We start from the raw sequence: 22,500 nt of genomic DNA on the forward strand, positions 1-22,500 counted from the left end.
TTTTGATATTCATCAACGAGTGCCCACACAGATTGATAGGTTTAAATTGTTAAAGAGCGCTAGCGTTTTGTGATTCACATCTCAGTCGCTAGGGGTGCGTACTATACCTGCACCACTTTGAGAGTCAAGGGTTATTTTCAAACTCTTTTTCTCTACCGATTTCGCTGTGTGACTTTCGTCTCACTCCGTGTCGGTGAGGCGGCATTATAGAGAGATTGAGATGGAGCACAAGGGCTTTTTGAAATAAAAGTTTTGTTCGCCTAAAAAGCCACCAGATCCGCATTTTTCGAATAAAAACTAAACATTTGAGACGTATCACAGCAATACATTGGAAAAATGGAAGCCATGAACGTAAGATTCATGTGTCTATTTTGTTAATGGTAGATGCGTCTATTTCGTTTATTAATATGTAGTATTCCGATATGAACTCAAAAAAATCGATGTTGTTAATTGTCGCACTGGCTGTATTAGGCGGCATTGTTTTCTCTCAGGTAGATATATCGCCTGCAATTACCTTTATCCTTGGTGTCTTGGCTTCCGCTTTTGTTGTTAACTTTTCAAGCACCGACTCAAAATCAGATTCAGAACCTAAGGCATCAACAAAAACACTTTATGTAGGTAACCTTCCATACAAAGCGAATGAGTCACACGTACGTGAATTATTCTCAGAGTATGGTGAAGTATTTGCAGTACGCTTAATGAAAGACAAACGTACTGGTAAAAGAAGAGGCTTTGGATTTGTCGTAATGGCTAGCAATGATGTGAATCATGCTATTTCAGAACTTAACGATAAAGATTACATGCAACGAACTTTAAAAGTGCGAGTTGCAAATGATCCTAAACATCCAGAAACGGACGAAGCTGAACTGAGCTAAATCCTAACTGCTTCAACATGCTATTTAGTGCACTTTCTTTCTTAGGAAGTGCACTACAAAAAACCTCACGCACTCCCCCTTCTTTATCACTACTCTCCAAAACCAATAAATCTTGAACTCGCTTCGCAATCGCTTTACCAGAATCAACCAATAAAACACTCTTACCTAGGACTTGTTGAATCTCTGATTTTATCAGCGGGAAATGTGTGCATCCTAAAACGGCCACATCAATTGTATTGATCATCGGTTGAAGGATGAGTTGCAGCTCTTCAAGGTCAATCGTCTCCCCCCTGAGTTTATCTTCGGCCATATCCACCAGCCGAGTAGAACCTAACAGTTCGACTCTTTTATTACTCGAGAAGTTTTTGATGAGCTCGTGTGTGTATTCACGAGTAATCGTTGCGGGAGTAGCAATCAGACCCACCGCTTTATTGGCAAGTAGGGATGCAGGTTTGATTGCCGGAACAACGCCAACAATTGGGATTAGATTATTAGCACGCAGTGTAGGTAAGACAATCGTACTTGCGGTATTGCAGGCTATTACTACGATATCAATAGCGTGGCTAGCCACAAAGCTAGCGACGATACTTTGGACTCTGCGGACAAGAACTTGTTGATCGAGTTCACCGTATGGGTAAGCCTCGTTATCGAATACATAAGTATAGTTATGATTCGGTAGTAACTGGCTTATCTCCTTATATACAGATAGGCCACCCACTCCAGAATCAAAGACCAATATATTTTTTTGTAGACTATCCGACACAACGATTACCTATAATAAGTTTCGCTGCAATGATACTCCTTCGCTTAGTTTTCGCCAATCCTCACTCTATATAATGCAAGCTTGATAACGTTGATGAACAAAGCGCTCACCTTGCTCTACATTTTCTAGATCTATCTTGAGCTTACCTTTAAAGCATGGCGCTGACATCACTAAGGTATGGAACTCACCATCTTCGCCACATGGATCGACATGACTCGGTAAACTGTCTATTAGTTCAAGCGTGTATTTTTTCCCGCAATAGCTCATGTCTAATGCATCGCTATCGACCGTGACGAGAAAGGTTTCGATTCCTCTGTCTATTATTTCACTCGCAAGTGCCTGACTGCTCTCTCCCATTAAGGGAAACACACACTCCCACCCCGCTGGTTCTATATAGCTTCTTCGATAATCGGCAATGCCATTACAAAACATGTCTCCAAACGCAACCGCATCGATTGATAAGCCAGAACCTTTAAGTGCAGAGACAATGGTACTTTGATAAATCTCATTACTAGGAAACACTTCCGGCAGCTCAATCGTGATTAATGGTAAACCGACTAATTGCGCCTGCATTGCAACCACATCAATCGGAGTCACTTGGAAAGGAACCTCATCTCCAACATATGTCGTATAGAGAGCGACAACTTCATATTCGGAGCTTTCAAGTAGACGCTCTAGCGTTAATGTCGAGTCTTTACCTGACGACCAACTTATGACGACTTTCTTTTTCATTGATATACCCAATAAGAAAAAACCGCCCGAAGGCGGTTTAGATGTAAATTAGAATTGGTAAGCTACGTTCAAGTAGTAAGCACGCTCTGCGGCTGGGTACCCTAAAGCCGTTTCGTAGTCTTCATCAAGTAAGTTATCAACACGAGCACTGATCGTAGTGTTCTCATTAGCATAATAGCTAACAGCAGTGTCAACCAATGAGTAGGATGGTAGAGTTACATCACCATATGGCCATGTCCCGTAATCAACATCAGGTCGCTTACCGACATATTGATAGCTTATAGACCAATCGACAACGTCAAATGCCACCAATGCATTCCACTTATACAGCTCTTTTGCTCGGCGCTGCAGTTGCTTACCGTTATCACCTTCTGCATCTTTATAATCAGCACTCAACTGGTGTTGAACAATGCCCGTATCAAACTCGGCAGTCACTTCTACACCTTGAATATGCGTCTCACCGTCAACGTTGATGTACTTATATGTTGTTGGGTGGTAATCGATTAGATTGGTGATCTTGTAATCGTATCCAGTTAATGTCCAATATACGTCTTTCACTAGGCCATAGAAGCCCACCTCAATCGCATCAGACTCTTCTGGCTTAAGATCTTGAGTTCCATAAGACGGATCATACTGCTGGTAAAGGTTCGGAGCTTTAAAAGCTGTACCGTATGAAGCTTTCACACCAAATTCTGGAATAAGTTGATAGCCAGCCCCGACGTTATATGTCGTTTCTGTACCAAATTCTTCATTGTCATCGACTCTTGCGCTTGCCTCTAACGTCGCAGAATCAACAGTGACTGAAGATAGGCCGAATACTGCCAAGTTAGAACGGTCGAATGTTTTATTTGCGTTTTTATCTACATATGATTCATCGCGCCAATCAACGCCACCAGCTAACACAACATTCTTGTTCAATTTATAGCTATTGACCCACTGAACATTGTTTTGTTCTAATTCGTCTTGAGTTCCAGAAGTTTTGCTTTCACCAAATTGATAATTCCAAGAATCTTGGCTTTGTACTGTTGCTTGCATCTCAGAGTGTAATTGGCTGCCTTGATAAGTACCACCAATAGACACTGATAAATCGTCTTTTTCAGACTCCATATAGCTACGTGTACTATATGTATTGTCATATTGGTAAATATTCTCATAAGCACGAACATTACCAAATACACTGAATTGTTCATTCAACTTATGAGTATAACCAATCAAACCATTCAACGTTTCAAAGCCATGGCGGTCGCCATCATTTAAGCCAGGTACGGGCTTAACATTGTAGCCTTCATCGCTCTCATGGCTAATAGCAAGGTTTAACTGACCATTTTCAGAAGTCGCAACGCCGGATGCTAGACTAAGTTCTTGATAATCTAAGCTACCCAAACCAGCACTCAATGTTGTTGACTCATCCGTCGCACGAGCAATCGTAATAATGTTGATTACACCACCAATTGCTTCAGAACCGTATAAAGAAGCTCTAGCTCCTCGTACATACTCGATTCTCTGAACATAACTCAATGGGATCTGGTTGAAATCTACTGCACCTTTTGCTGCACGAGCAAAACGAACACCATCAACTAAAACTAGAACTTGATCAGAACTTGTTCCGCGAACAAATATAGAAGCGAGCTGTCCTCTACCACCATTTTGAGTAATCTGGATCCCTGTTAATCTTCTCAACACCTCTGGGATTGTTTTAGCTTGTGTTCTTTGAAAATCTTGGCGAGTAACAACTTCAACATCAGTTAATGTCGCAGTGGCAGACTGCTCAAAACGGTTAGCCGTTACTACCATGGTTTCGTCAGTAGATGCTTCTTGGGCGTGTAAATTGGAGATAGGTGAAAGCAGCGATGCTACAGCAACCGCTAAAAGGGATTTGTTCATGTTGTGATCCTAAATCGCGTAAATTCCTACCAAACCACATTGTGTGGTTTAGCTACTGGCAGGTATTCGGACTCAAGAGCACAACCTTATGGTTTACCTCATATTCGACTTCCCACAAAAAGCTATTTGCAGTGTCTTTGAATACTCGTTCTCTCTTACCGCTGCGCGTCAGTTCTGGATTTACACCAGATTCCCTCTTCAGCCATCTATACATCTAAATGACACCAGCTTGCCGAAGATAGTATTGACCTATGAATCATTTGTCTAGTCTAAGATAGTTATAAGCTATAGTTTTCATGGTCGATTTACATTGAATGGCTCTCAACACTGGACAAGCGCCTGTGATTGAATAAAATCTGCGCTCTTGATTTAAAAGCACGACAGCAAAAGGCATAACAATGGCGAATTTAGATGTAAACCCGCAACGCTACCAAGAACAACTGGCAGAAAAGACAGAGCGTCTTACAGAAATGTTCTCAGAATATGATGTGCCTGAACTGGAAGTGTATGAATCTCCAGAACAACACTACCGCATGCGTGCTGAGTTCCGCGTGTGGCATGAAGGTGACGATATGTATTACGTCATGTTCAATCAAGAGACTAAAGAAAAATACCGCGTAGACCAGTTCCCTGCAGCTAGCCGTCTTATCAATGACCTAATGCCTCTATTAACAGATGCAATGAAGGACAACCACTCTCTGCGCCACAAGCTATTCCAAGTAGACTTCCTTTCTACGTTAAGCGGCGAAATTTTGGTGTCATTGCTTTACCACCGTCAATTAGGTGAACAGTGGATTCAAGATGCTAAAGCACTTAAGCAGCAATTAAACGATGAAGGTTTTAACCTAAACCTGATTGGCCGTGCGCGTAAGATGAAAATCGTACTGGACCGCGACTACGTAATTGAAAAGCTAGATGTGAATGGTGATAGCTACATCTACCAACAAGTAGAGAACAGCTTTACTCAACCCAACGGCAAAGTGGCAGAGAAAATGTTGGAATGGGCTGTCGATTGTACTCAAGACAGCAAAGGCGACTTACTTGAGCTTTACTGTGGTAACGGTAACTTCTCATTAGCGCTAGCACAAAACTTCGAGCGTGTACTGGCAACTGAACTGGCGAAACCGTCAGTAGAATCTGCGCAATACAACATCGCTGCGAACAACATTGAAAATGTTCAGATCATCCGTATGTCTGCAGAAGATTTTACTGTAGCAATGGAAGGCAAGCGTGAGTTCCGTCGTCTACAGCAAGCGAACATCGATCTTAAGAGCTACAACTGCAACACTATCTTTGTTGATCCACCGCGTTCAGGTATGGATGTTGATACTTGTAAGATGGTTCAAGGCTACGAGCGTATCATGTACATCTCTTGTAACCCTGAAACATTGAAAGAGAACCTAGACATCCTAAGCGAAACGCACGACATCACTCGTTTTGCTCTGTTTGACCAGTTCCCTTACACGCACCACATGGAAGCTGGCGTATTCCTAGAGCGTAAAGCGTAAGTATCGCTTTCAGGTCTAAGCCAAACAGCAGATACAAAAAAACGAGCCCATTGGCTCGTTTTTTTAATTTCTAAATCAGCTTAAGCAGTTTTGCCGATAAAGCCGAGTTTCTTACCTACCCATGCAAGAAGCAACATCGCGACAATAATCGCAAAGAAGTTTGAGCCAGCATCAGGGTGTTGTGCCTTCACAAAAGCCGAGTGGCCAAATGCACCTACAAAGAAACAAGCCAAACCTACTAGTGGAATATCTTCAGATACTGGGTTAGTTAGGTACTCTTGGTAAAGCGCTTGTACAGCCAAAACTAAAGCGATAAGCGGGAAAATAGAGAAGCCCACTTCGCTCATTGTTACCCAAGATAACAATGCATCACCACACACACCGGCTACAACAGCAAGTACGAGTGTTTTTCTTTCAGAACCACGGTTTACAGTATTATTTTCATTCGACATTATTCAATCCCGCCTTTTAATCGGTTACGTTCACGTTCTTTACGATACCAAAAAGCTCCTTTGGCCATCATTCGCAATTGCATGATCAAGCGTTCAGCCAGTTCATCTCGCTGACGTCGATCTAAATCTAATGCTTCTGCCCCTGAGTTGAAGACTAAGATAACCGAGGCTTCCGCTTGAGTGAAAGCTTCGTCCCTTGTCATGCCAGTCGTTATCAAATATTCGGTTAACTCAGCAGAGAAGTGCTGTATCTCACGAGCTACCGCTGCACGAAACTCAAATGAAGTTCCTGAGCGCTCTCGCAATAACAGTCTGAATACGTTAGGGCTGCTTTCAATGAATTCCATAAAGGTTTCAACCGATGTACGAATCACACTGCCTTCTTTTACTATGCGTTGCCTAGCTTGACGCATTAACTGGCGCAGCAGTAAGCCACCTTCATCAACCATGGTTAAGCCAAGCTCATCCATGTCTTTGAAGTGACGATAAAAGGAAGTCGGTGCTATTCCAGCCTCACGAGCGACTTCTCTCAAGCTTAGATTGGAAAAACTACGATCGGCGCTGAGTTGGCTAAATGCTGCATCGATTAAGCTGCGACGAGTTTTTTCTTTTTGCTGTGCGCGAATGCCCATTGGTTTCATACTTTATCAATTTCTTCTTTTACAGCCTAAACAGGCATGTCTAATACTCTATTCAATATAACGCGAATCACTTATTTATATAAGGCACTCTGGTTATATAAGACACTAAACATACCTCTTTGTTCACGTACCGAAGTAAATACGTTCGAAGAAAAAATTTCAATATCCACGCTGTCATTTGGAGACATACGACATACCAAATATTATTTTTTCGATAACACTGCGTGATCCCACCGACTCTCTGATGCCCTTTTCATGTACCCGAGAACAGAATCGGTTAAAATCTCGCTAAAGCAATGTTAATCAAATATAACAAGGAAGATATCTATGCCGCACTCCAACCACTTTGATGTAATCGTAATTGGTAGTGGCCCCGGAGGAGAAGGGGCAGCGATGGGATTAACCAAAGCCGGGTTGAACGTTGCAATCATTGAGAAAGAGAGCAGCGTTGGTGGTGGTTGTACTCACTGGGGAACAATTCCTTCAAAAGCACTGCGTCATGCCGTAAGTCGTATTATCGAATTCAACAGTAATCCGCTGTTTTGTCAGAACAACAAAAGCATACACTCAACGTTTTCTAACATTTTGGGGCATGCCAAATCGGTTATCGACAAGCAGACTCGATTACGCCAAGGCTTCTACGACCGCAACCAGTGCACGTTGGTCTTTGGTACTGCACGTTTTATCGATACCAACACTGTCTCGGTAATGCAAAGCGATGGCACTGAAGAACATCACAGTGCAGACAAATTTGTTATCGCGACAGGCTCTCGCCCTTACCAACCAGATAACGTCGACTTCCTGCATGAACGTATCTACGACAGTGACTCGATTCTTTCTCTTAAACACGACCCGCAACACATCATCATCTATGGTGCTGGCGTTATTGGTTGTGAATACGCGTCGATTTTCCGCGGTTTGGGTGTAAAAACCGATCTTATCAATACTCGTGACCGTCTGTTGTCATTCCTAGACAATGAAACCTCAGATGCACTTTCTTATCACTTCTGGAACAGCGGTGTCGTGATTCGCAACGATGAAACCTTTGAGAAAATTGAAGGCACTGATGATGGCGTGATCATTCACCTAGAGTCAGGTAAAAAGATGCGCGCTGATTGCCTACTGTATGCCAATGGCCGAACGGGTAATACCGATAAACTGAACCTTGGTGCTGTTGGCTTAGAAGCGGACTCGCGTGGGCAAGTATCAGTAAACACCAACTACCAAACCAATGTTGACCATGTTTACGCTGTCGGTGATGTGATTGGCTACCCTAGCCTAGCAAGCGCGGCTTATGACCAAGGTCGATTTGTGGCTCAGGCAATTGTGAAAGGTGAAGCTGAACGCCACCTTATCGAAGACATTCCAACCGGCATCTACACCATTCCGGAGATCAGTTCTGTTGGTAAAACCGAGCAAGAACTTACCGCAGCTAAAGTACCGTATGAAGTAGGACGTTCTTCTTTCAAACATCTCGCTCGCGCTCAAATTGCGGGTAAAGATATTGGTAGCTTGAAGATCCTGTTCCATCGCGAAACCAAAGAGATTTTAGGTATCCACGTGTTTGGTGAGCGTGCCGCTGAAATCATCCATATCGGACAAGCGATCATGGAGCAGAAAGGTGAAGCAAATACCATCGAGTACTTTGTGAATACAACCTTTAACTATCCAACGATGGCGGAAGCTTATCGTGTTGCAGCACTCAACGGGCTTAACCGTTTATTCTAGATAAAGAACCAATAGGAGTATTTGACCACCCATAGGCCAAATACATAAACAGCAAGCCACGCGCTTGCTGTTTTTATTTAAAACACTGAATATTAAGGCATTGATAGTAATTAGATCATGATGTTCTAAATACCCCTTTACCTGTACAGCCTCATTTACTCTCCACAAACAGAGCCCTCAGAGCTAAGCGAGAAACTCCCCTTTCTTCCACTGAGAAACAAACAACACACCAAGACCAATTCCGCGCATTGCCATAAAGCTCAGCATCGCTAACCACAGTGCATGGTTCTCTAAACCTGATGCTAAATAGAAAATCGCGAAGAAACTGCAGGTCGCAACAAACATACTATTGCGCATATCCTTGCCCTTAGTTGCTCCAACAAAAATACCATCCAACAAGAAGCACCACATAGACACCAATGGCATTGCGATTAACCACGGTAAATACACCTCGGCTTGACTCTTCACGTCTGGGATTGTGGTGATCATATTGATTAAGCTCGAGCCAACGAGTGCGAACACTATGGTCAGTACCAAACAAATATTGAAGCTCCAGAAGAAAGTTCCAATCAATGACTGGTTCAGCTCATCTTTGTCTTTCGCGCCTATCGCCTTACCGACCATCGCTTCCATTGCGTAGGCAAAGCCATCCATCCCATAAGAGATGATCATCAAGAAACTCATCAACACGGCATTGGCCGCAACAACATCATCGCCAAAGCTTGCACCTTGGAAGGTCATAAAAGTGAAAGTCGCTTGTAGGCATAATGAACGAAGAAAGATATCGCGATTCAATTTCACGAAACGACTCAAACCTTGGCTGGTTTTCTTAAGCAGATCCCATGCCGATGGTAACTGCTTCTTCGCCCAGATTCGGTAAACACAAATTAGGCCAAATGTTAGACCGGCATAATCAGCCATTACAGATGCCAATGCAGCACCTTCCACTTGCCACCCTAAGCCGATAACAAAAACGATATCCAAAACGATATTGGTGATATTGGTGATGATCACCATCCACATTGGCGCTTTGGCGTTTTGAGTCCCGAGCAGCCAACCTAGAATCACAAAGTTAGTCAGCGCGGCAGGTGCACTCCAAGCGCGGATTGAGAAATATTGCTGACCATAGTGCTTAACTTGATCACTGGCGCTACTCAATGAGAAAACTAAATCGGCGACTAAACTGTGTAAAAGTAAAAAGACACCAGCAAACCCTAAGGCCATGGTCACGCCTTGCACAAAAACTAAGCCTAGTTGCTTGCCATCATTCGCACCATAAGATTGTGCAGCTAGCCCTGTTGTCGACATACGCAGGAAACCAAGCAACCAAAAGGTCACGCTGATCATTGTGCCGCCCAGCGCCACACCACCTAAATACCAAGAGTGCTCTAGGTGACCGATAACCGCCGCATCGACTAAGCCCAACAGTGGAACAGTAATATTAGAGAGAACCATCGGGATCGCGAGCAACAGCACTTTTTTATGCATCGCCTGATTGGATAGCGTTTGAAAAATAGTTTGGGGATTAAATAACTTCACGATCACCTCTTAGATTAGAGGCGATAGTTTAACCTAGTGGGTGGGCTTTCACTATGTTGTGGAATTTTACTTATACCGGCTATGTACTCAGTTACTCGAAATACAAAACACCTAGGATTACCACTTAACGAGCACTAACTGCGGCGTTAAACGCTTTTTGACCTGAGAGATCTTACAAAGAAGTCGCTGCCACAATTTCCAACGGTTGCATTTTTGGTCTAGTGGAGAAAACGCTTTTACCCATTGTGCCCATGGCAACCAATTGAGAACACTGTCTATTGGAGAAGATAGGCCATGCGCATACTTTCCTGAACCAAGTTTTTGCCCCAACGTACTTGAGCTTTTATCTCCAGCTAAGACTAAACACGCATGTGCATGAGTAAAGTAGCGACTCAAAGACTGAATGAAGTTCGCCGTCTGCTGTTCATTGCAATCCAGCAGAGCATGTTCACACACCACCATCACCGAGGCTTGTTCTGGAATATTGAGTTCATCCAACCAAGTCAGGTCATCGACAGAACCACACTCCAAACGATAGCGTTCATTTTTGTGGAACAGACGTTGGCGCCACACAAGGTTTTCCGTGACATCCAGCTCAACCCAATGGCAGCGTCCATTATCTAAACGGTAGAAGCGGGTATCGAGCCCTGCTCCCACGTTAATAATCCAAGCATCTGGGTTATGAGATAAAAACTGTTGAACTTGAGAATCACAAAGTTGAGTCAGTGTCGCGTAAAGGAGTTGCTGTTGGTCGAGTTCACCGGTAATACATTCTGGTGCGAGCTGGCAACGCTTGCAGGCTTGAGCTGCGATAGGATCATAAACGAGACCATCATCGGCTAGGCTTTCACGACTACGAAACCAAAGATGTTGAACGAGGTTGGTCGGAACTTGGAATTCTTGATGTACAGACCCTTGTTCAGAAGAAGCCTTTTGAACAGAGGAGCGCGGCTTACGAGTAAGCGGCTTCATTTGAGGTTTGGTTGGGTTTGGCATCATCATCTTCCTTGTATCTCGACAAAGAAGATGATAATGAATATCAATTACAATGACAAGTTATTGAGAATAAATATCAATAAGCTGTTTGTACTGACTACATCCAGTCGGTGTTGCGAATAATACCAACCGCAAGCCCTTCAATAGACAAGTGTTGAGATTCTAGATCGACATGGATTGGAGAAAACTCTTCATTTTCAGCATGTAACAGAACCGTTGAACCTTTACGTTCTAGGCGTTTTACCGTTACATCATCATCGACACGAGCCACTACAACCTGACCATCGCGTACATCTTGTGTTTTATGAACAGCTAATAAATCACCATCCATAATACCGATGTCTTTCATACTTTCGCCATTTACACGAAGTAAGAAGTCAGCTTGTGGTTTAAACATGCCTGGATCAACTTGGTAATGCATTTCTACATGCTCTTGAGCCAAGATAGGCTCACCAGCGGCAACCTGACCGATTAATGGTAAACCTTGCTCTTCGTTTGCTGCATCTTCAAGCAAAATACGAATACCGCGAGACGCACCCGGGATAATCTCAATCGCTTCTTTACGAGCAAGAGCTTTCAAATGTTCTTCTGCAGCATTAGCAGAACGGAAGCCTAGTTCACGCGCGATTTCTGCACGTGTCGGTGGCATACCGGAATCTTCGATCTTACCTTTGATAAGGTCAAAGACTTGTTGCTGGCGGGGCGTTAACGGCTTCATGATTCACCTGTCTTTTTATACAGTTGACTGTGAGTATATCCAGTAACTGAACAAAAGCAAAGCAATTGGTTGTTTTTAGTTCATTTTTAGCAAATTACAAAAACAGGATCTCTAGCCACACATAACCTGCGAGTGCCAAACAGATGAAAACTGCTGCCGAACCGACATCTTTAGCCATCCCAGAAAGCTCATGATGTTCACTGCCGATTCGGTCGACAACCGCTTCAATCGCGGTATTGATTAGCTCGACAACCATCACCAATACCACCGATGAGATCATTAAGATTCGTTCAACTTGGCTTACATCTAGGTAAAATGCCAACGGAATAAGCACGACCGCCATGAACACTTCCTGTCGAAATGCAGCCTCATTTTTAAACGAACTCGTAATGCCTTGCCATGAAAAGCCTGCTGCTTTGATGATGCGTTTGAATCCGGTGTTTGATTTTTTGGTCATTTTTAACCCTATACTCAATCAGTCGATGAATGATTTTCCACAAACTTAACGGCAATATGACTATTTCCATTAAAAGGTTAGACCAGTTTCTGGTATTCTTGCATCGATTAAATTTACGCCTAGGCTTATCCCTATTTCACTCATAGGATTTATCCTTTTTATCAGAGAAATAGAGATACGCTTCAGCACATTGAAATAACTATTGAGGCAGTGAACCTATATGTCTTCTGGACAATCTTTTTCACGTTCATTAATGAAGCTACCTTTATCCGTATTGGTAAAGGGCACATCAATTCCTTCAAACCCTGTTGAGGATTTGAACATTGATTTGAGCAAACCGATTGTATACGCCTTACCGTTTCGCTCAAGTGTCGACATTCTTACATTGCAAAAACATGCACTTGAATTAGGCCTACCTGATCCGTTGAGCAAGCTTGAAATCAACGGCAAATCACTGCAACGCTACGTTTTCATCTCTTCTCGCAAAACTCTGCTGCAAGACGATGATTATGTACCAAGCTCTTCAATTGAAGTGTTCTCTGAATTGCTTTCACTGCACGCCGACGACTCTGAACTCGATGTTCAAGTTATCCCTGCTACCGTTTTGTGGGGGCGCAAACCTGGTAAAGAGAATAACCAGAAGCCTTACCTACAGGCAATGAACGGCTTAGAGAAATCAAAAGCGGTATTGCTAGCCGGTCGTGACTGCTTGGTTCGCTTTAGTCCTGTGGTTTCTCTGCGTTACATGGCCAACTCACACGGCACCGACAGCACCATCGCGCACAAACTGGCGCGCGTGGCACGTATTCACTTCTCTCGCCAAAAGCTTGCAGCATCAGGCCCTAACCTGCCAAGCCGCCAAGCTCTGTTTGATCGCCTGTTAAAATCAGAAGCGATCAAAAAAGCGATTGAAGACGAAGCACAAGCAAAGAACATCTCGATCGAGAAAGCGAGCAAAGAAGCTCAAGACATTATGGACGAGATTGCTGCGAACTTCTCTTACTCGCTGATCAAGCGTGGTGAGAAGATTCTTGGTTGGCTGTGGAATAAGTTGTACCAAGGCCTGCATATCAGCAACGCTTCAACGGTTCGTAAGTTGGCTCAAGATGGTCACGAGATTGTTTACGTGCCTTGTCACCGTAGCCACATGGACTACTTACTGCTTTCTTATGTGCTTTATCATGAAGGCATGGTGCCGCCGCACATCGCTGCGGGTATCAACCTGAACTTCTTCCCTGCCGGTCCTATTTTCCGTCATGGTGGTGCGTTCTTTATTCGTCGTAGCTTCAAAGGCAACAAGCTGTACTCGACGATTTTCCGTGAATACCTAGCGGAGTTGTTCGCTAAAGGTTACTCAGTAGAGTACTTCAGTGAAGGTGGGCGTTCTCGTACAGGTCGTTTATTGCAAGCGAAGACCGGCATGTTGGCGATGACTATTCAAGCGATGCTGCGCGGCATGAATCGCCCGGTGACTTTGGTTCCTGTGTACATCGGCTACGAGCACGTGATGGAAGTGGCGACTTACGCAAAAGAACTTCGTGGTAAGCGTAAAGAGAAAGAAAACGCGAGCTTAGTGATTCGTACCATTCGTAAGCTGCGTAACTTTGGTAAAGGCTACGTGAACTTCGGTGAGCCAATTCAACTGAACCAATACCTGAATGAACACTCACCTGAGTGGACCAAAGACATCGACCCAATGGGCACTAGCAAACCACAATGGATGAACCCGGTGGTTAATGACTTGGCGACCAAAATGATGACGCACATTAACGATGCGGCAGCGACCAATGCCCTGACCCTTTGTGCAACGGCACTATTGGCTTCAAGACAGCGCGCATTGTCTCGTGACTCTTTGGTTTCTCAGATTAATTGCTACCTGTCTCTGCTTAAGAATGTTCCATATTCGGCAACGTTCACTGTGCCAAAAGACAGCGCTGAAGATTTAGTAAAACATGCTGAATCACTGAACAAGTTCTTGATTGAATCAGACTCAATGGGCGACATCATTTCGCTAGACCGTCACCAGTCAATTCTGATGACCTACTACCGAAACAACATCATTCACTTGTTTGCTCTGCCATCGTTAATTGCACAGATGACTATTCGTCAACGCGGTTTATCAATTGACGCGATCCAAGAGAACGTTGCTGCTATCTACCCGTTCTTGAAGAAAGAGCTGTTCCTAAGCTACGACGAAGACAAGCTTGAAGGCGTGGTTTCTAACATCATTGAAGAGCTGGTTAACCAAGGTATGCTTGTGGTTTCTGATAATGAAGTCACCATCAACCAATCAAACAGCCAAGCACTGATGCTGTTAGGTCGTACGATTTCAGAAACGCTACAACGCTACTCTATTGCTTTGAACCTGTTAGCAGAGAACCCTGATCTGGATAAATCCGATCTTGAACAGAAGAGCCAAGACATTGCACAGCGACTTGGTCGTCTGCAAGGCATCAATGCACCAGAGTTCTTCGATAAAGGCGTGTTTGCGTCGATGTTCGCAACTCTGAAACAACAGCAATATCTGGATAACGATGGTAACTGTGATTTAGACAAGACTCAGCAATTCGCTAAGCTTCTCTACTCAATGCTTTACCCTGAAGTACGTTTGACGATTCAAGAGAGTATCCACCAAGCGGAGTAATCATCAGCTTGGTGTCTCTTGAATAGCGAGGCCAAACGCGATCAAAAAAGGCACCCAATGGGTGCCTTTTTCTTTAGCATTCGTTAACTCGAAAAGCGGATGCTTACCAGAAGGTAATGAACAAGCCCGCTGTCACTGCCATTCCAACATAGTTGTTGTTTAGAAAGGCTTGGAAACAAAGGTCTCGATCACGGTGGCGCATCAGGTGTTGTTGATACACAAATAAGCTTCCCGCTACCAACAGTGCCCAATAGAAGGTATCTCCTAGTTGGTAATGCATGCCTAACGCAATCAGCATCGCTAGGGTGACGAGTTGCAAAGAGCCAACAATCAGTTTATCGAAGCGACCAAATAAAATAGCCGTCGATTTAATACCAATCTTCAAGTCATCATCTCGGTCAACCATCGCATATTGCGTGTCGTAAGCAATCGTCCACAACGCGTTAATCACGAAGACAAACCACACAATGCTTGGCAGTTCATTGGTTTGTGCCGCCCAAGCCATTGGTATCGCCCAACTAAACGCTAAGCCAAGAAACAACTGTGGAAGATGCGTAAAACGCTTCATGAAAGGGTAAATGAACGCCAGACCCACACCAATAAATGAGAGCTTAATGGTCAGTGGATTCATGGTGAGTACCAGCAAGAATGAAACTACGGCTAGCACTAAAAAGAGCAGAATCGCTTCCTTACTGGAAACCAAACCAGACGGCAGTGGACGCTGCTTGGTACGTTTAACATGACCATCTACTTTACGGTCCGCAAAGTCATTGATCACACAGCCAGCTGAACGCATCAACACCACGCCGAGTACAAAAACAACCAAGACATCAAAATCAGGCATACCTTGTGCGGCGATAATCAGTGACCACAAGGTCGGCCAAAGGAGTAATAGGGTACCAATCGGGCGATTCATTCGCGTTAATTGCCAATACGCCTTCGCTTTGGTGGCAAGCATTTACACACTCTCCTTAGAGTAAATGGGTGATGTTGGTAAAAACAGTTCTGCCACAAGCATCGGTTTATGGTTCATCCATAATCGAGAACGACGCGCGAGTAATCGCTCATCGCCTGTGATAACCCAACCAACTTGCAGCGCATCTCGCTCCACGTTCTCAGCACTAAAAACGGTCAATCCAAGCGGGACATTACCTTGTTGAGAAAGGTCTGAGTGCTGATGATCTTCTAATGTGACTCGGGGAATCAAGGTTCGACCTAACACCCACGGTTCGTCATCACCCTTTAAAATCACTTTACGCAGTAAGCAATCAAACGATGATAAAAGATGTTCCTCGTCTTGTTGCAGCATTGAGCGTTCTACAACTTGATTATGAAGCAACTCAACAGACAGGTGCTGACAGCACTTCCCCAACTTGCGGGAAAGAGAACCTTGCTCCATCAGCCACTCTTTGGTGGTTTCATTAGGAAAATCAAATGTTTCTGTACTTTGCCAATCTACATTCATTAACGAATTAAGATACAGCGATATTGGCTGATTCATACTAGTATTCAATAGGTGACTTTACACGTACAATAAAGCTTCAACTTTCGAACAAAATTAAAGCGTTCTTCGAATTGTAAACGTATTTAGATTTAGACCGCTCATTGTAACAAGACTAATGCGTTTCGAATATCGCGAATAAACTAAAGAAAAGTCACAAATATGCACAAACGTTATGTAGCCCAAATATTTCTTGCGATTACCCTACTCTTTTCAGCATCAAGTTTCGCGGAAGAGGAGTCGGCAGCTAAACTCGCCTACTTCACGCTAGAGCCAGACCTGACCACCAATTTTTACACTAAAGGTAAAAAACTGGGCTACATTCAGGTTCGCCTCGACATCATGGTGGCAAATAGTAACGACTTGGCCGCTATTGAGCATCACCAACCACTGATTCGCGATGCGGTGATTGAATTGCTTGGCAAACAAAACGAAGAAACCATTAAATCTCTATCTGGCCGTGAAGACTTAAGAAAATCCTTAGTTGAACACCTCAACAAGATTTTGCTTCCAGAGACAGGTAAAACCCTGATTGCTGACTTACTGTTTACCAAATACCTTTATCAGTAATGATGTAAAACGAATCCCAATAAAAAAGCGGCTCATCTGGCCGCTTTTTTTGTCTCTATCGTTTGGCTACTCATTAGAAGATATGAATTAGCTTCTTGCCGAGCTTGGTGCTTTCATCGCATCGATAAAGCCAATAATCACACCAGCGGCTAGACCAGCTAAATGCGCCGTATTGGCGATAGCCATAAATGGCTGCATGTACCCAAGCACCAACCACACCAACATAAAGCCGACAATCTGTCTTGGGATACCTAAACCAAGTTGTGGCGCCTTCGCACCAACCACCCATAAGTAACCAACCAAGGCATACACAACACCAGACAAACCACCGAAGTTCGCCCCTTCAACCCAATACTGCCCAGCACCTGAAAGCGCAGAAGAGACAGCAAAGATCTGAAGTAGCTTGAGGCTGCCAAGTTTCTTCTCAATGTCTCCACCTAGCTGCCACCACCACAAAATATTAAATGCGATGTGCATAACAGAGAAATGCAGAACGGCATGACTCAACCAACGCCACAGCTGCCATTGCTGTCCATCCACCGCGGGGAAATGTAGGACATTGAAAATAGCTTTGCCAAAACCGATCTGTTGCAGCGCAAAAATCACCACACACACCAACATCAGGCTTAGTGTCACTGGGCCAGCTTTGGCTTTGATCATGCCCATGAAGCTTGGCGTGTGGTAATGGAAGTTGCTCTTTCTGGTCTCTGCCATGTCCCAAGATGCAGCTTGATAGCGCTTATGATTGGGCTCAGCCAGAAAACGATTCAGCTCAGCTTCGGTTTCAACCTGAAATTGGCCATCAAGAAGCCAAAGAGCAAAACGCCCTTCTCCCTCTGGAGACATCTGAATAGGGATCTGACGAGAGGCCATATAATCAATAAATGCTTGAGCAAGACGTGGATTGTCTAACACCATCAATCTAATCATTGTTACTTCCTATTCATTCTATGAGGGATGCTTGAGGCGGTTCAGGTGATGAAAGTCATTAACCTGCGATCACTGGAAGTTCAGCACGATGCCAAGCTTCGAAACCACCATCAACACTATATACCTCTTCAAAGCCTTGGTTCACTAAATATTGTGCCGCACCTTGGCTACTGATGCCGTGGTAGCACATCACTAAGATAGGTTGTTCGAACTCAACCTCATCCATGAATGACACCATCGTATCGTTAGTCAGGTGGTAGGCTGTTTTTGGGTGGGCAACCGCAAAAGACTGCGGGTCACGTATATCGACAAGTCGAGCTTCGCCTTGTTCGATGAGGGCTTGAGCGCCTTTAACATCGATATGTTTAAACTGTTCCATGACTTTCTCTTTTTATACTGATTTACTTTGCTGCCATTGTAACCTATCCCAAGGCTAACATTCACATCCACTTAATAAGGTTATCCACCAGCGATCACTTTTACACCATTTGTGGATAAATCTGTGAATTGCGTGAATAAAGTGTCTTTTCAAAAATAGATCCACAACATGTAGTAATGATCCTGATCTAACTGTGGGTTAACTGAAACATATCCCCACTCGAAAAACCCCGTCAAAGCCTTACTACACACTGCTTTTAGATAGCTGACGAATAAACTTCTCACAGAGTTATCCACAAAATCATTTTGCAAATTTCGATCGCAAAAGTTGAGAAATCGATCCAAAACAAAAAGGCCGAGATCTCTCGATCTCGGCCTTTTCAAAATTCAGCTATTTGTTAGCTCTACTAGAAAGTAGAAGCTAATAGAAACTAGATGCTATTAGAAATCACCAACGGCTTGTTTCAATTTCTTCATCGCATTCTTTTCTAACTGGCGAACACGCTCAGCTGATATACTGTAGGTATCCGCTAAGTCTTGCAGGGTTGCCTTGTTGTCGTCTAACCAACGTGAGCGAACAATGTGTTGGCTACGCTCGTCTAAGCTTGCTAGTGCTAGCCCTAGGCGATTATTGGTGTGTGACTCCCAGTTAGCCGCTTCAACCGTCTCAGCAACGTCTGACGCCTTGTCTTCTAGGTAGTAAACTGGAGCAGTGTAAGCAGAACCGCCATCGTCATCGTCCATAGGCGCTTCAAACGTCGCATCTTGTGCTGCTAAGCGAGATTCCATCTCACGAACTTCTGAAGGCTCAACACCCAGTTCACGAGCAACCGTCTCAACTTCACCGTTATTGAACCAACCCAAACGCTTTTTAGACTTACGAAGGTTAAAGAACAGTTTACGCTGTGCCTTAGTGGTCGCAATTTTAACGATACGCCAGTTACGTAGAACGTATTCATGGATTTCAGCTTTGATCCAGTGAACAGCAAACGAGACGAGACGAACACCAACTTCTGGATTGAAGCGCTTAACAGCCTTCATCAAGCCGATGTTACCTTCTTGGACGAGATCAGCCATTGGTAGCCCGTAGCCAGAGTAGCCTCTTGCAACGTGCACCACGAATCTTAGGTGGGAAAGGATCAAGCCTTTCGCAGCGTCGATCTCACCTTTGTAATGTAATCGCTCTGCAAGTCCACGTTCCTCTTCAGGAGTCAGCATAGGGTAGCTGTTCGCTGAGCGGATATAGCTATCTAAACTATCTTGTGTGACTAAAGCCATTTGATACGCTTGGTTTGCCATTCGATTCCTCATCAATCTCTGATCTGGAGTAATACATCTATTAAAACCCTACAATCTTGAACCTAAAATGAACAGGTTTCAAGGAGGGGGAAGTAATTATGCATAATCAATTCGTCTATACAAGGCAAAAACTGGTTAAGAAGTGCCTATTTTTCGTCTAAATATGACTCTATTCACCTAAACTGGTTCAATTTCTTTTAGGTGACGCTGTGCAGAAAGCTTTGCAGCCACACTACCAAGCAGAGTTCCGACGATCAAAAGCAGTAAAGATTCATCCCAACTCAGGCCAATTAAACGGAAGTGGCTGTCGTATAGCTGAGCCAAATCATCCACCGCGCTGTTCAGCAATACGGTAATCAATGCCGTCATTACCCAAGCGCTAATCGAACCTAAAACGCCAAACCACATCCCAGCATAAAGGTATGGTCGAAGAATGTAGCTGTCGGTCGCACCAATCAGCTTCATGGTTTGAATCTCTTCTTTATGCGCCAACACATTAAATCGTAGTGTATTGCCGATAATCAGAAATACCGCGCCCAGCATCAATACCGTTAAGGTAATCACGATGACAGCCGCTAATGCTTTGATCGCATCTAATCGCGCTAACCAATCTTCGTCTAGGCGAACATCGGTCACTAATTCTTGTTGTTTAACTGTGCCTGCCAGCTCTTTAATTAAGGTATCGCTGTGCACGCTTGGCGTAATCACCAGCACACCTGGCAGTGAATAATCGTCGAGAATGGTTAGGGCGTCTTCAAAACCAGAATACTGGCTGAGGTCTGCAAGCCCTTGCTGCGGAGAAATGTACTCCACGAGCTCAACTTGATCCCAACTTTCGATTTCATCCTTAAGCACCATTACTCGTGGCTCAGGAATACCATCCTCTACATAAGCACTTATTTGTGACGGGCTAGTGACATCTTGCGCCACTTCCCCTACATTTTTACCTAATAGGTACAAACAAGCTGGCATCGCCAACGCCATAGAGATCACCGCAAGGGTCAGTAAGTTGCCTAACGGGCGCTGCCACATTTGCGAGAACGATGACTTGGCTTGTTTCCAGTGAACAACAAAGAAGCCGTCGCTTGAAGCGCGGTTTGCTGCTCGATTAGATTGAGGTTTTTTGATGCGCTTATTCGCGGCCATAGTCTTCAACCTCACTCAAAAATCCTTGGTTTAATTCAAGATGGCGGTACTGAGGGCGAGTGTTCACTAACCCGATATCATGCGTCGCTAGGATGATCGTCACACCTGCGCGGTTGAATTCTTCAAATAATCGCAACACACGGTTAGATAATTCAGGGTCTAGATTACCGGTAGGCTCATCGGCTAAAAGCAGAGTTGGACGGTTAACCACGGCGCGAGCAATACCCACGCGTTGTTGTTCACCGCCAGAAAGTTGGCTTGGCAAACAACGGGCTTTATCTAATAAACCGGTTTTATCCAACGCAGCACTGACTCGGCGTTTTATTTCGTTTTCAGAAATAGATTCAATACGCATAGGCAGAGCGACGTTATCGAAAATCGAACGGTCCATCAGCAGGCGATGGTCTTGAAAAACAATCCCAATATTACGGCGTAAGAAAGGAATGTCTTTGGCTGGGATACGAGTGATATCGTGATCGTTGAACCAGACACGTCCATCAGTTGGACGCTCTATCGCGCAGATCAACTTCAGCAAGGTACTTTTACCAGCCCCAGAGTGCCCACCCAAAAAAGCCATCTCTCCACGTTTCAGGTGAAAGTCCACTTTTTGGAGCGCTTGTCTTCCACCTCGGTAGGCTTTACTCACTTGCTGAAATTTGATCACCGAAAATTCCTCTTACGATCACTAATATCAAATTTAAAAACGGTAGCAGATTAAGGATAAACCACTTTGCTACTCGCGTTACTCTTCGCGGCTAAATAGTGCTTCAATGAAGTCTTTAGATTCAAATGGACGCAGGTCATCAATACCTTCACCCACACCAATGTAGCGGATTGGAATCTGGAACTGGTCAGCAATTGAGAAAATTACACCACCTTTCGCCGTACCATCTAGCTTAGTCAGTGTAATACCCGTAACTGGAGCCACTTCACTGAACAACTTCGCTTGGCTGATAGCGTTCTGACCTGTACCTGCATCGAGCGTTAGCATGATTTCGTGTGGCGCAGAGTCATCAATCTTCTTCATTACACGAACGATCTTGCGTAGCTCTTCCATCAGGTTGCTCTTGTTCTGCAAACGACCGGCTGTATCAGCAATCACAACATCAACACCACGAGCCTTCGCTGCTTCAATCGCATCGTAGATAACAGACGCACTGTCCGCACCAGTGTGTTGAGCGATAACTGGCACATCGTTACGCTGACCCCAAACCTGAAGCTGTTCAACGGCTGCAGCACGGAAGGTATCACCCGCTGCTAGCATCACTTTCTTGCCTTCATTTTGGAATTGTTTCGCCAGCTTACCGATCGTAGTTGTCTTACCTACACCGTTCACACCCACCATTAAGATAACGTAAGGTGTTTTAGTGGTATCAACAACCAGTGGCTGTTCCACTTGGCTTAAGATGTCTGCCATCTCTTCTTTGAGCAGACCATAAAGCGCTTCACCGTCTTTTAGGTCATTGCGAGATGCTTTTTCTGTCAGGTTTTCAATGATCTTAACCGTGGTATTCATACCCACGTCAGCAATCAGAAGTTGCTCTTCTAGCTCTTCAAACAGGTCTTCATCGATTTGCTTGCCTTTGAACAGACCAAAGAAACCAGCACCGATGTTTGCTTTAGTGCGGCTTAGGCTGCGCTTAAGACGAGCAAAGAAGCTTTCTGTCGGCTTCTCTTGTACTTCTTCAACCTTAGCTTGAGGAACTGCCACTTCTTCCTGTTCTGCTTCTGCTTCTGCT

The 22,500-nt window shown here is 44.3% G+C and carries 22 protein-coding genes and 1 riboswitch; of the genes, 5 read left to right on the forward strand and 17 right to left on the reverse strand.

Annotated features, from left to right (window positions below):
* The first annotated feature begins 422 nt into the window (after nt 1-422).
* Nucleotides 423-875, forward strand: coding sequence for an RNA-binding protein (locus tag AB4154_RS15925; RefSeq protein WP_004736687.1), 453 nt, complete (start codon nt 423-425; stop codon nt 873-875).
* Here AB4154_RS15925 and murI read toward each other — a convergent pair.
* The 3 genes from murI to btuB are packed head-to-tail and all read right to left on the reverse strand — an operon-like array spanning nt 838 to nt 4,254.
* Nucleotides 838-1,644: a glutamate racemase gene (gene murI, locus AB4154_RS15930; protein ID WP_372123559.1), complete on the reverse strand. Its 807-nt coding sequence runs from the start codon at nt 1,642-1,644 to the stop codon at nt 838-840. The genes AB4154_RS15925 and murI overlap by 38 nt on opposite strands.
* A gap of 60 nt (nt 1,645-1,704) precedes the next feature.
* Entirely contained in the window at nt 1,705-2,370 is a 666-nt protein-coding gene (locus tag AB4154_RS15935) for an ATPase (protein ID WP_054548337.1), read from the reverse strand.
* 48 nt (nt 2,371-2,418) lie between these two features.
* Nucleotides 2,419-4,254 (reverse strand): TonB-dependent vitamin B12 receptor, encoded by a 1,836-nt coding sequence (gene btuB, locus AB4154_RS15940; protein WP_136974445.1) that lies wholly within the window; start codon nt 4,252-4,254, stop codon nt 2,419-2,421.
* Nucleotides 4,255-4,293: 39 nt separating this feature from the next.
* A riboswitch (cobalamin riboswitch) is annotated at nt 4,294-4,498 on the reverse strand.
* Between the two features lie 154 nt (nt 4,499-4,652).
* On the opposite strand from btuB, the gene trmA reads away from it, so the two are divergent.
* On the forward strand, nt 4,653-5,762 hold the full coding sequence (gene trmA, locus AB4154_RS15945) for a tRNA (uridine(54)-C5)-methyltransferase TrmA (RefSeq protein WP_017061050.1): 1,110 nt from the start codon (nt 4,653-4,655) through the stop codon (nt 5,760-5,762).
* A gap of 80 nt (nt 5,763-5,842) precedes the next feature.
* On the opposite strand, the gene AB4154_RS15950 is transcribed toward trmA, so the two are convergent.
* Together AB4154_RS15950 and fabR are read right to left on the reverse strand one after the other, a co-directional pair.
* Nucleotides 5,843-6,214, reverse strand: a complete 372-nt coding sequence (locus AB4154_RS15950; RefSeq protein WP_004736696.1) for a YijD family membrane protein — start codon at nt 6,212-6,214, stop codon at nt 5,843-5,845.
* A complete protein-coding gene (gene fabR / locus AB4154_RS15955; RefSeq protein WP_010438693.1) occupies nt 6,214-6,855 on the reverse strand; it encodes an HTH-type transcriptional repressor FabR in 642 nt (213 codons plus the stop codon). Before fabR ends, AB4154_RS15950 begins: the two co-directional genes overlap by 1 nt.
* Before the next feature lie 327 nt (nt 6,856-7,182).
* On the opposite strand from fabR, the gene sthA reads away from it, so the two are divergent.
* Nucleotides 7,183-8,583, forward strand: a complete 1,401-nt coding sequence (gene sthA / locus AB4154_RS15960) for a Si-specific NAD(P)(+) transhydrogenase (protein WP_372123539.1) — start codon at nt 7,183-7,185, stop codon at nt 8,581-8,583.
* A gap of 183 nt (nt 8,584-8,766) precedes the next feature.
* Here sthA and dinF read toward each other — a convergent pair whose 3' ends face one another.
* From dinF to AB4154_RS15980, 4 genes are all read right to left on the reverse strand, one after another.
* Nucleotides 8,767-10,122, reverse strand: a complete 1,356-nt coding sequence (dinF, locus tag AB4154_RS15965; RefSeq protein ID WP_372123541.1) for an MATE family efflux transporter DinF — start codon at nt 10,120-10,122, stop codon at nt 8,767-8,769.
* Between the two features lie 117 nt (nt 10,123-10,239).
* Entirely contained in the window at nt 10,240-11,118 is an 879-nt protein-coding gene (locus tag AB4154_RS15970) for a class I SAM-dependent methyltransferase (protein ID WP_372123543.1), read from the reverse strand.
* A 97-nt stretch (nt 11,119-11,215) separates the two neighbouring features.
* Nucleotides 11,216-11,836, reverse strand: coding sequence for a transcriptional repressor LexA (gene lexA, locus AB4154_RS15975; protein WP_019820514.1), 621 nt, complete (start codon nt 11,834-11,836; stop codon nt 11,216-11,218).
* A 94-nt stretch (nt 11,837-11,930) separates the two neighbouring features.
* Entirely contained in the window at nt 11,931-12,293 is a 363-nt protein-coding gene (locus AB4154_RS15980; protein WP_017061045.1) for a diacylglycerol kinase, read from the reverse strand.
* A 220-nt stretch (nt 12,294-12,513) separates the two neighbouring features.
* Between AB4154_RS15980 and plsB the strand changes: the two genes are divergently transcribed.
* The gene (gene plsB / locus AB4154_RS15985; RefSeq protein WP_017071790.1) at nt 12,514-14,937 is read left to right on the forward strand and encodes a glycerol-3-phosphate 1-O-acyltransferase PlsB; all 2,424 of its coding nucleotides are present in this window, start codon (nt 12,514-12,516) and stop codon (nt 14,935-14,937) included.
* Nucleotides 14,938-15,040: 103 nt separating this feature from the next.
* Here plsB and ubiA read toward each other — a convergent pair whose 3' ends face one another.
* Together ubiA and AB4154_RS15995 are read right to left on the reverse strand one after the other, a co-directional pair.
* Nucleotides 15,041-15,895 carry a 4-hydroxybenzoate octaprenyltransferase gene (gene ubiA / locus AB4154_RS15990; RefSeq protein ID WP_017061043.1) on the reverse strand — a complete coding sequence of 285 codons (855 nt, stop codon included), beginning with the start codon at nt 15,893-15,895 and terminating at the stop codon, nt 15,041-15,043.
* Nucleotides 15,896-16,438: a chorismate lyase gene (locus AB4154_RS15995; protein WP_372123544.1), complete on the reverse strand. Its 543-nt coding sequence runs from the start codon at nt 16,436-16,438 to the stop codon at nt 15,896-15,898.
* Between the two features lie 162 nt (nt 16,439-16,600).
* Between AB4154_RS15995 and AB4154_RS16000 the strand changes: the two genes are divergently transcribed.
* Nucleotides 16,601-17,008, forward strand: coding sequence for a flagellar basal body-associated protein FliL (locus tag AB4154_RS16000; RefSeq protein ID WP_048610748.1), 408 nt, complete (start codon nt 16,601-16,603; stop codon nt 17,006-17,008).
* A gap of 87 nt (nt 17,009-17,095) precedes the next feature.
* Here AB4154_RS16000 and glpG read toward each other — a convergent pair whose 3' ends face one another.
* The 6 genes from glpG to ftsY all read right to left on the reverse strand — a co-directional run.
* Complete coding sequence (glpG, locus tag AB4154_RS16005) at nt 17,096-17,938, reverse strand: rhomboid family intramembrane serine protease GlpG (protein ID WP_372123546.1); 843 nt, start codon at nt 17,936-17,938, stop codon at nt 17,096-17,098.
* Between the two features lie 58 nt (nt 17,939-17,996).
* A complete protein-coding gene (gene glpE / locus AB4154_RS16010) occupies nt 17,997-18,317 on the reverse strand; it encodes a thiosulfate sulfurtransferase GlpE (RefSeq protein ID WP_372123548.1) in 321 nt (106 codons plus the stop codon).
* 440 nt (nt 18,318-18,757) lie between these two features.
* Nucleotides 18,758-19,615, reverse strand: a complete 858-nt coding sequence (gene rpoH / locus AB4154_RS16015; RefSeq protein WP_017055518.1) for an RNA polymerase sigma factor RpoH — start codon at nt 19,613-19,615, stop codon at nt 18,758-18,760.
* Between the two features lie 177 nt (nt 19,616-19,792).
* Entirely contained in the window at nt 19,793-20,761 is a 969-nt protein-coding gene (gene ftsX / locus AB4154_RS16020; protein WP_017061038.1) for a permease-like cell division protein FtsX, read from the reverse strand.
* Nucleotides 20,748-21,425, reverse strand: coding sequence for a cell division ATP-binding protein FtsE (gene ftsE, locus AB4154_RS16025; protein ID WP_004736585.1), 678 nt, complete (start codon nt 21,423-21,425; stop codon nt 20,748-20,750). Before ftsE ends, ftsX begins: the two co-directional genes overlap by 14 nt.
* 78 nt (nt 21,426-21,503) lie before the next feature.
* Nucleotides 21,504-22,500: signal recognition particle-docking protein FtsY (gene ftsY, locus AB4154_RS16030; RefSeq protein WP_102398534.1), on the reverse strand; the 997-nt coding region annotated here is incomplete at its 5' end.

Source organism: Vibrio sp. 10N.286.51.B11 (assembly GCF_041469245.1).
Classification (GTDB): domain Bacteria; phylum Pseudomonadota; class Gammaproteobacteria; order Enterobacterales; family Vibrionaceae; genus Vibrio; species Vibrio crassostreae_C.

Excerpts from the sequence above, each read along its gene's own strand:
- AB4154_RS15925 (WP_004736687.1), top strand. The coding sequence starts at position 423 with ATGAACTCAAAAAAATCGATGTTGTTAATTGTCGCACTGGCTGTATTA.
- AB4154_RS15935 (WP_054548337.1), bottom strand. The coding sequence starts at position 2,370 with ATGAAAAAGAAAGTCGTCATAAGTTGGTCGTCAGGTAAAGACTCGACA.
- btuB (WP_136974445.1), bottom strand. The coding sequence starts at position 4,254 with ATGAACAAATCCCTTTTAGCGGTTGCTGTAGCATCGCTGCTTTCACCT.
- trmA (WP_017061050.1), top strand. The coding sequence starts at position 4,653 with ATGGCGAATTTAGATGTAAACCCGCAACGCTACCAAGAACAACTGGCA.
- AB4154_RS15950 (WP_004736696.1), bottom strand. The coding sequence starts at position 6,214 with ATGTCGAATGAAAATAATACTGTAAACCGTGGTTCTGAAAGAAAAACA.
- fabR (WP_010438693.1), bottom strand. The coding sequence starts at position 6,855 with ATGAAACCAATGGGCATTCGCGCACAGCAAAAAGAAAAAACTCGTCGC.
- sthA (WP_372123539.1), top strand. The coding sequence starts at position 7,183 with ATGCCGCACTCCAACCACTTTGATGTAATCGTAATTGGTAGTGGCCCC.
- AB4154_RS15970 (WP_372123543.1), bottom strand. The coding sequence starts at position 11,118 with ATGCCAAACCCAACCAAACCTCAAATGAAGCCGCTTACTCGTAAGCCG.
- lexA (WP_019820514.1), bottom strand. The coding sequence starts at position 11,836 with ATGAAGCCGTTAACGCCCCGCCAGCAACAAGTCTTTGACCTTATCAAA.
- AB4154_RS15980 (WP_017061045.1), bottom strand. The coding sequence starts at position 12,293 with ATGACCAAAAAATCAAACACCGGATTCAAACGCATCATCAAAGCAGCA.
- plsB (WP_017071790.1), top strand. The coding sequence starts at position 12,514 with ATGTCTTCTGGACAATCTTTTTCACGTTCATTAATGAAGCTACCTTTA.
- ubiA (WP_017061043.1), bottom strand. The coding sequence starts at position 15,895 with ATGCTTGCCACCAAAGCGAAGGCGTATTGGCAATTAACGCGAATGAAT.
- AB4154_RS15995 (WP_372123544.1), bottom strand. The coding sequence starts at position 16,438 with ATGAATCAGCCAATATCGCTGTATCTTAATTCGTTAATGAATGTAGAT.
- AB4154_RS16000 (WP_048610748.1), top strand. The coding sequence starts at position 16,601 with ATGCACAAACGTTATGTAGCCCAAATATTTCTTGCGATTACCCTACTC.
- glpG (WP_372123546.1), bottom strand. The coding sequence starts at position 17,938 with ATGATTAGATTGATGGTGTTAGACAATCCACGTCTTGCTCAAGCATTT.
- glpE (WP_372123548.1), bottom strand. The coding sequence starts at position 18,317 with ATGGAACAGTTTAAACATATCGATGTTAAAGGCGCTCAAGCCCTCATC.
- rpoH (WP_017055518.1), bottom strand. The coding sequence starts at position 19,615 with ATGGCAAACCAAGCGTATCAAATGGCTTTAGTCACACAAGATAGTTTA.
- ftsX (WP_017061038.1), bottom strand. The coding sequence starts at position 20,761 with ATGGCCGCGAATAAGCGCATCAAAAAACCTCAATCTAATCGAGCAGCA.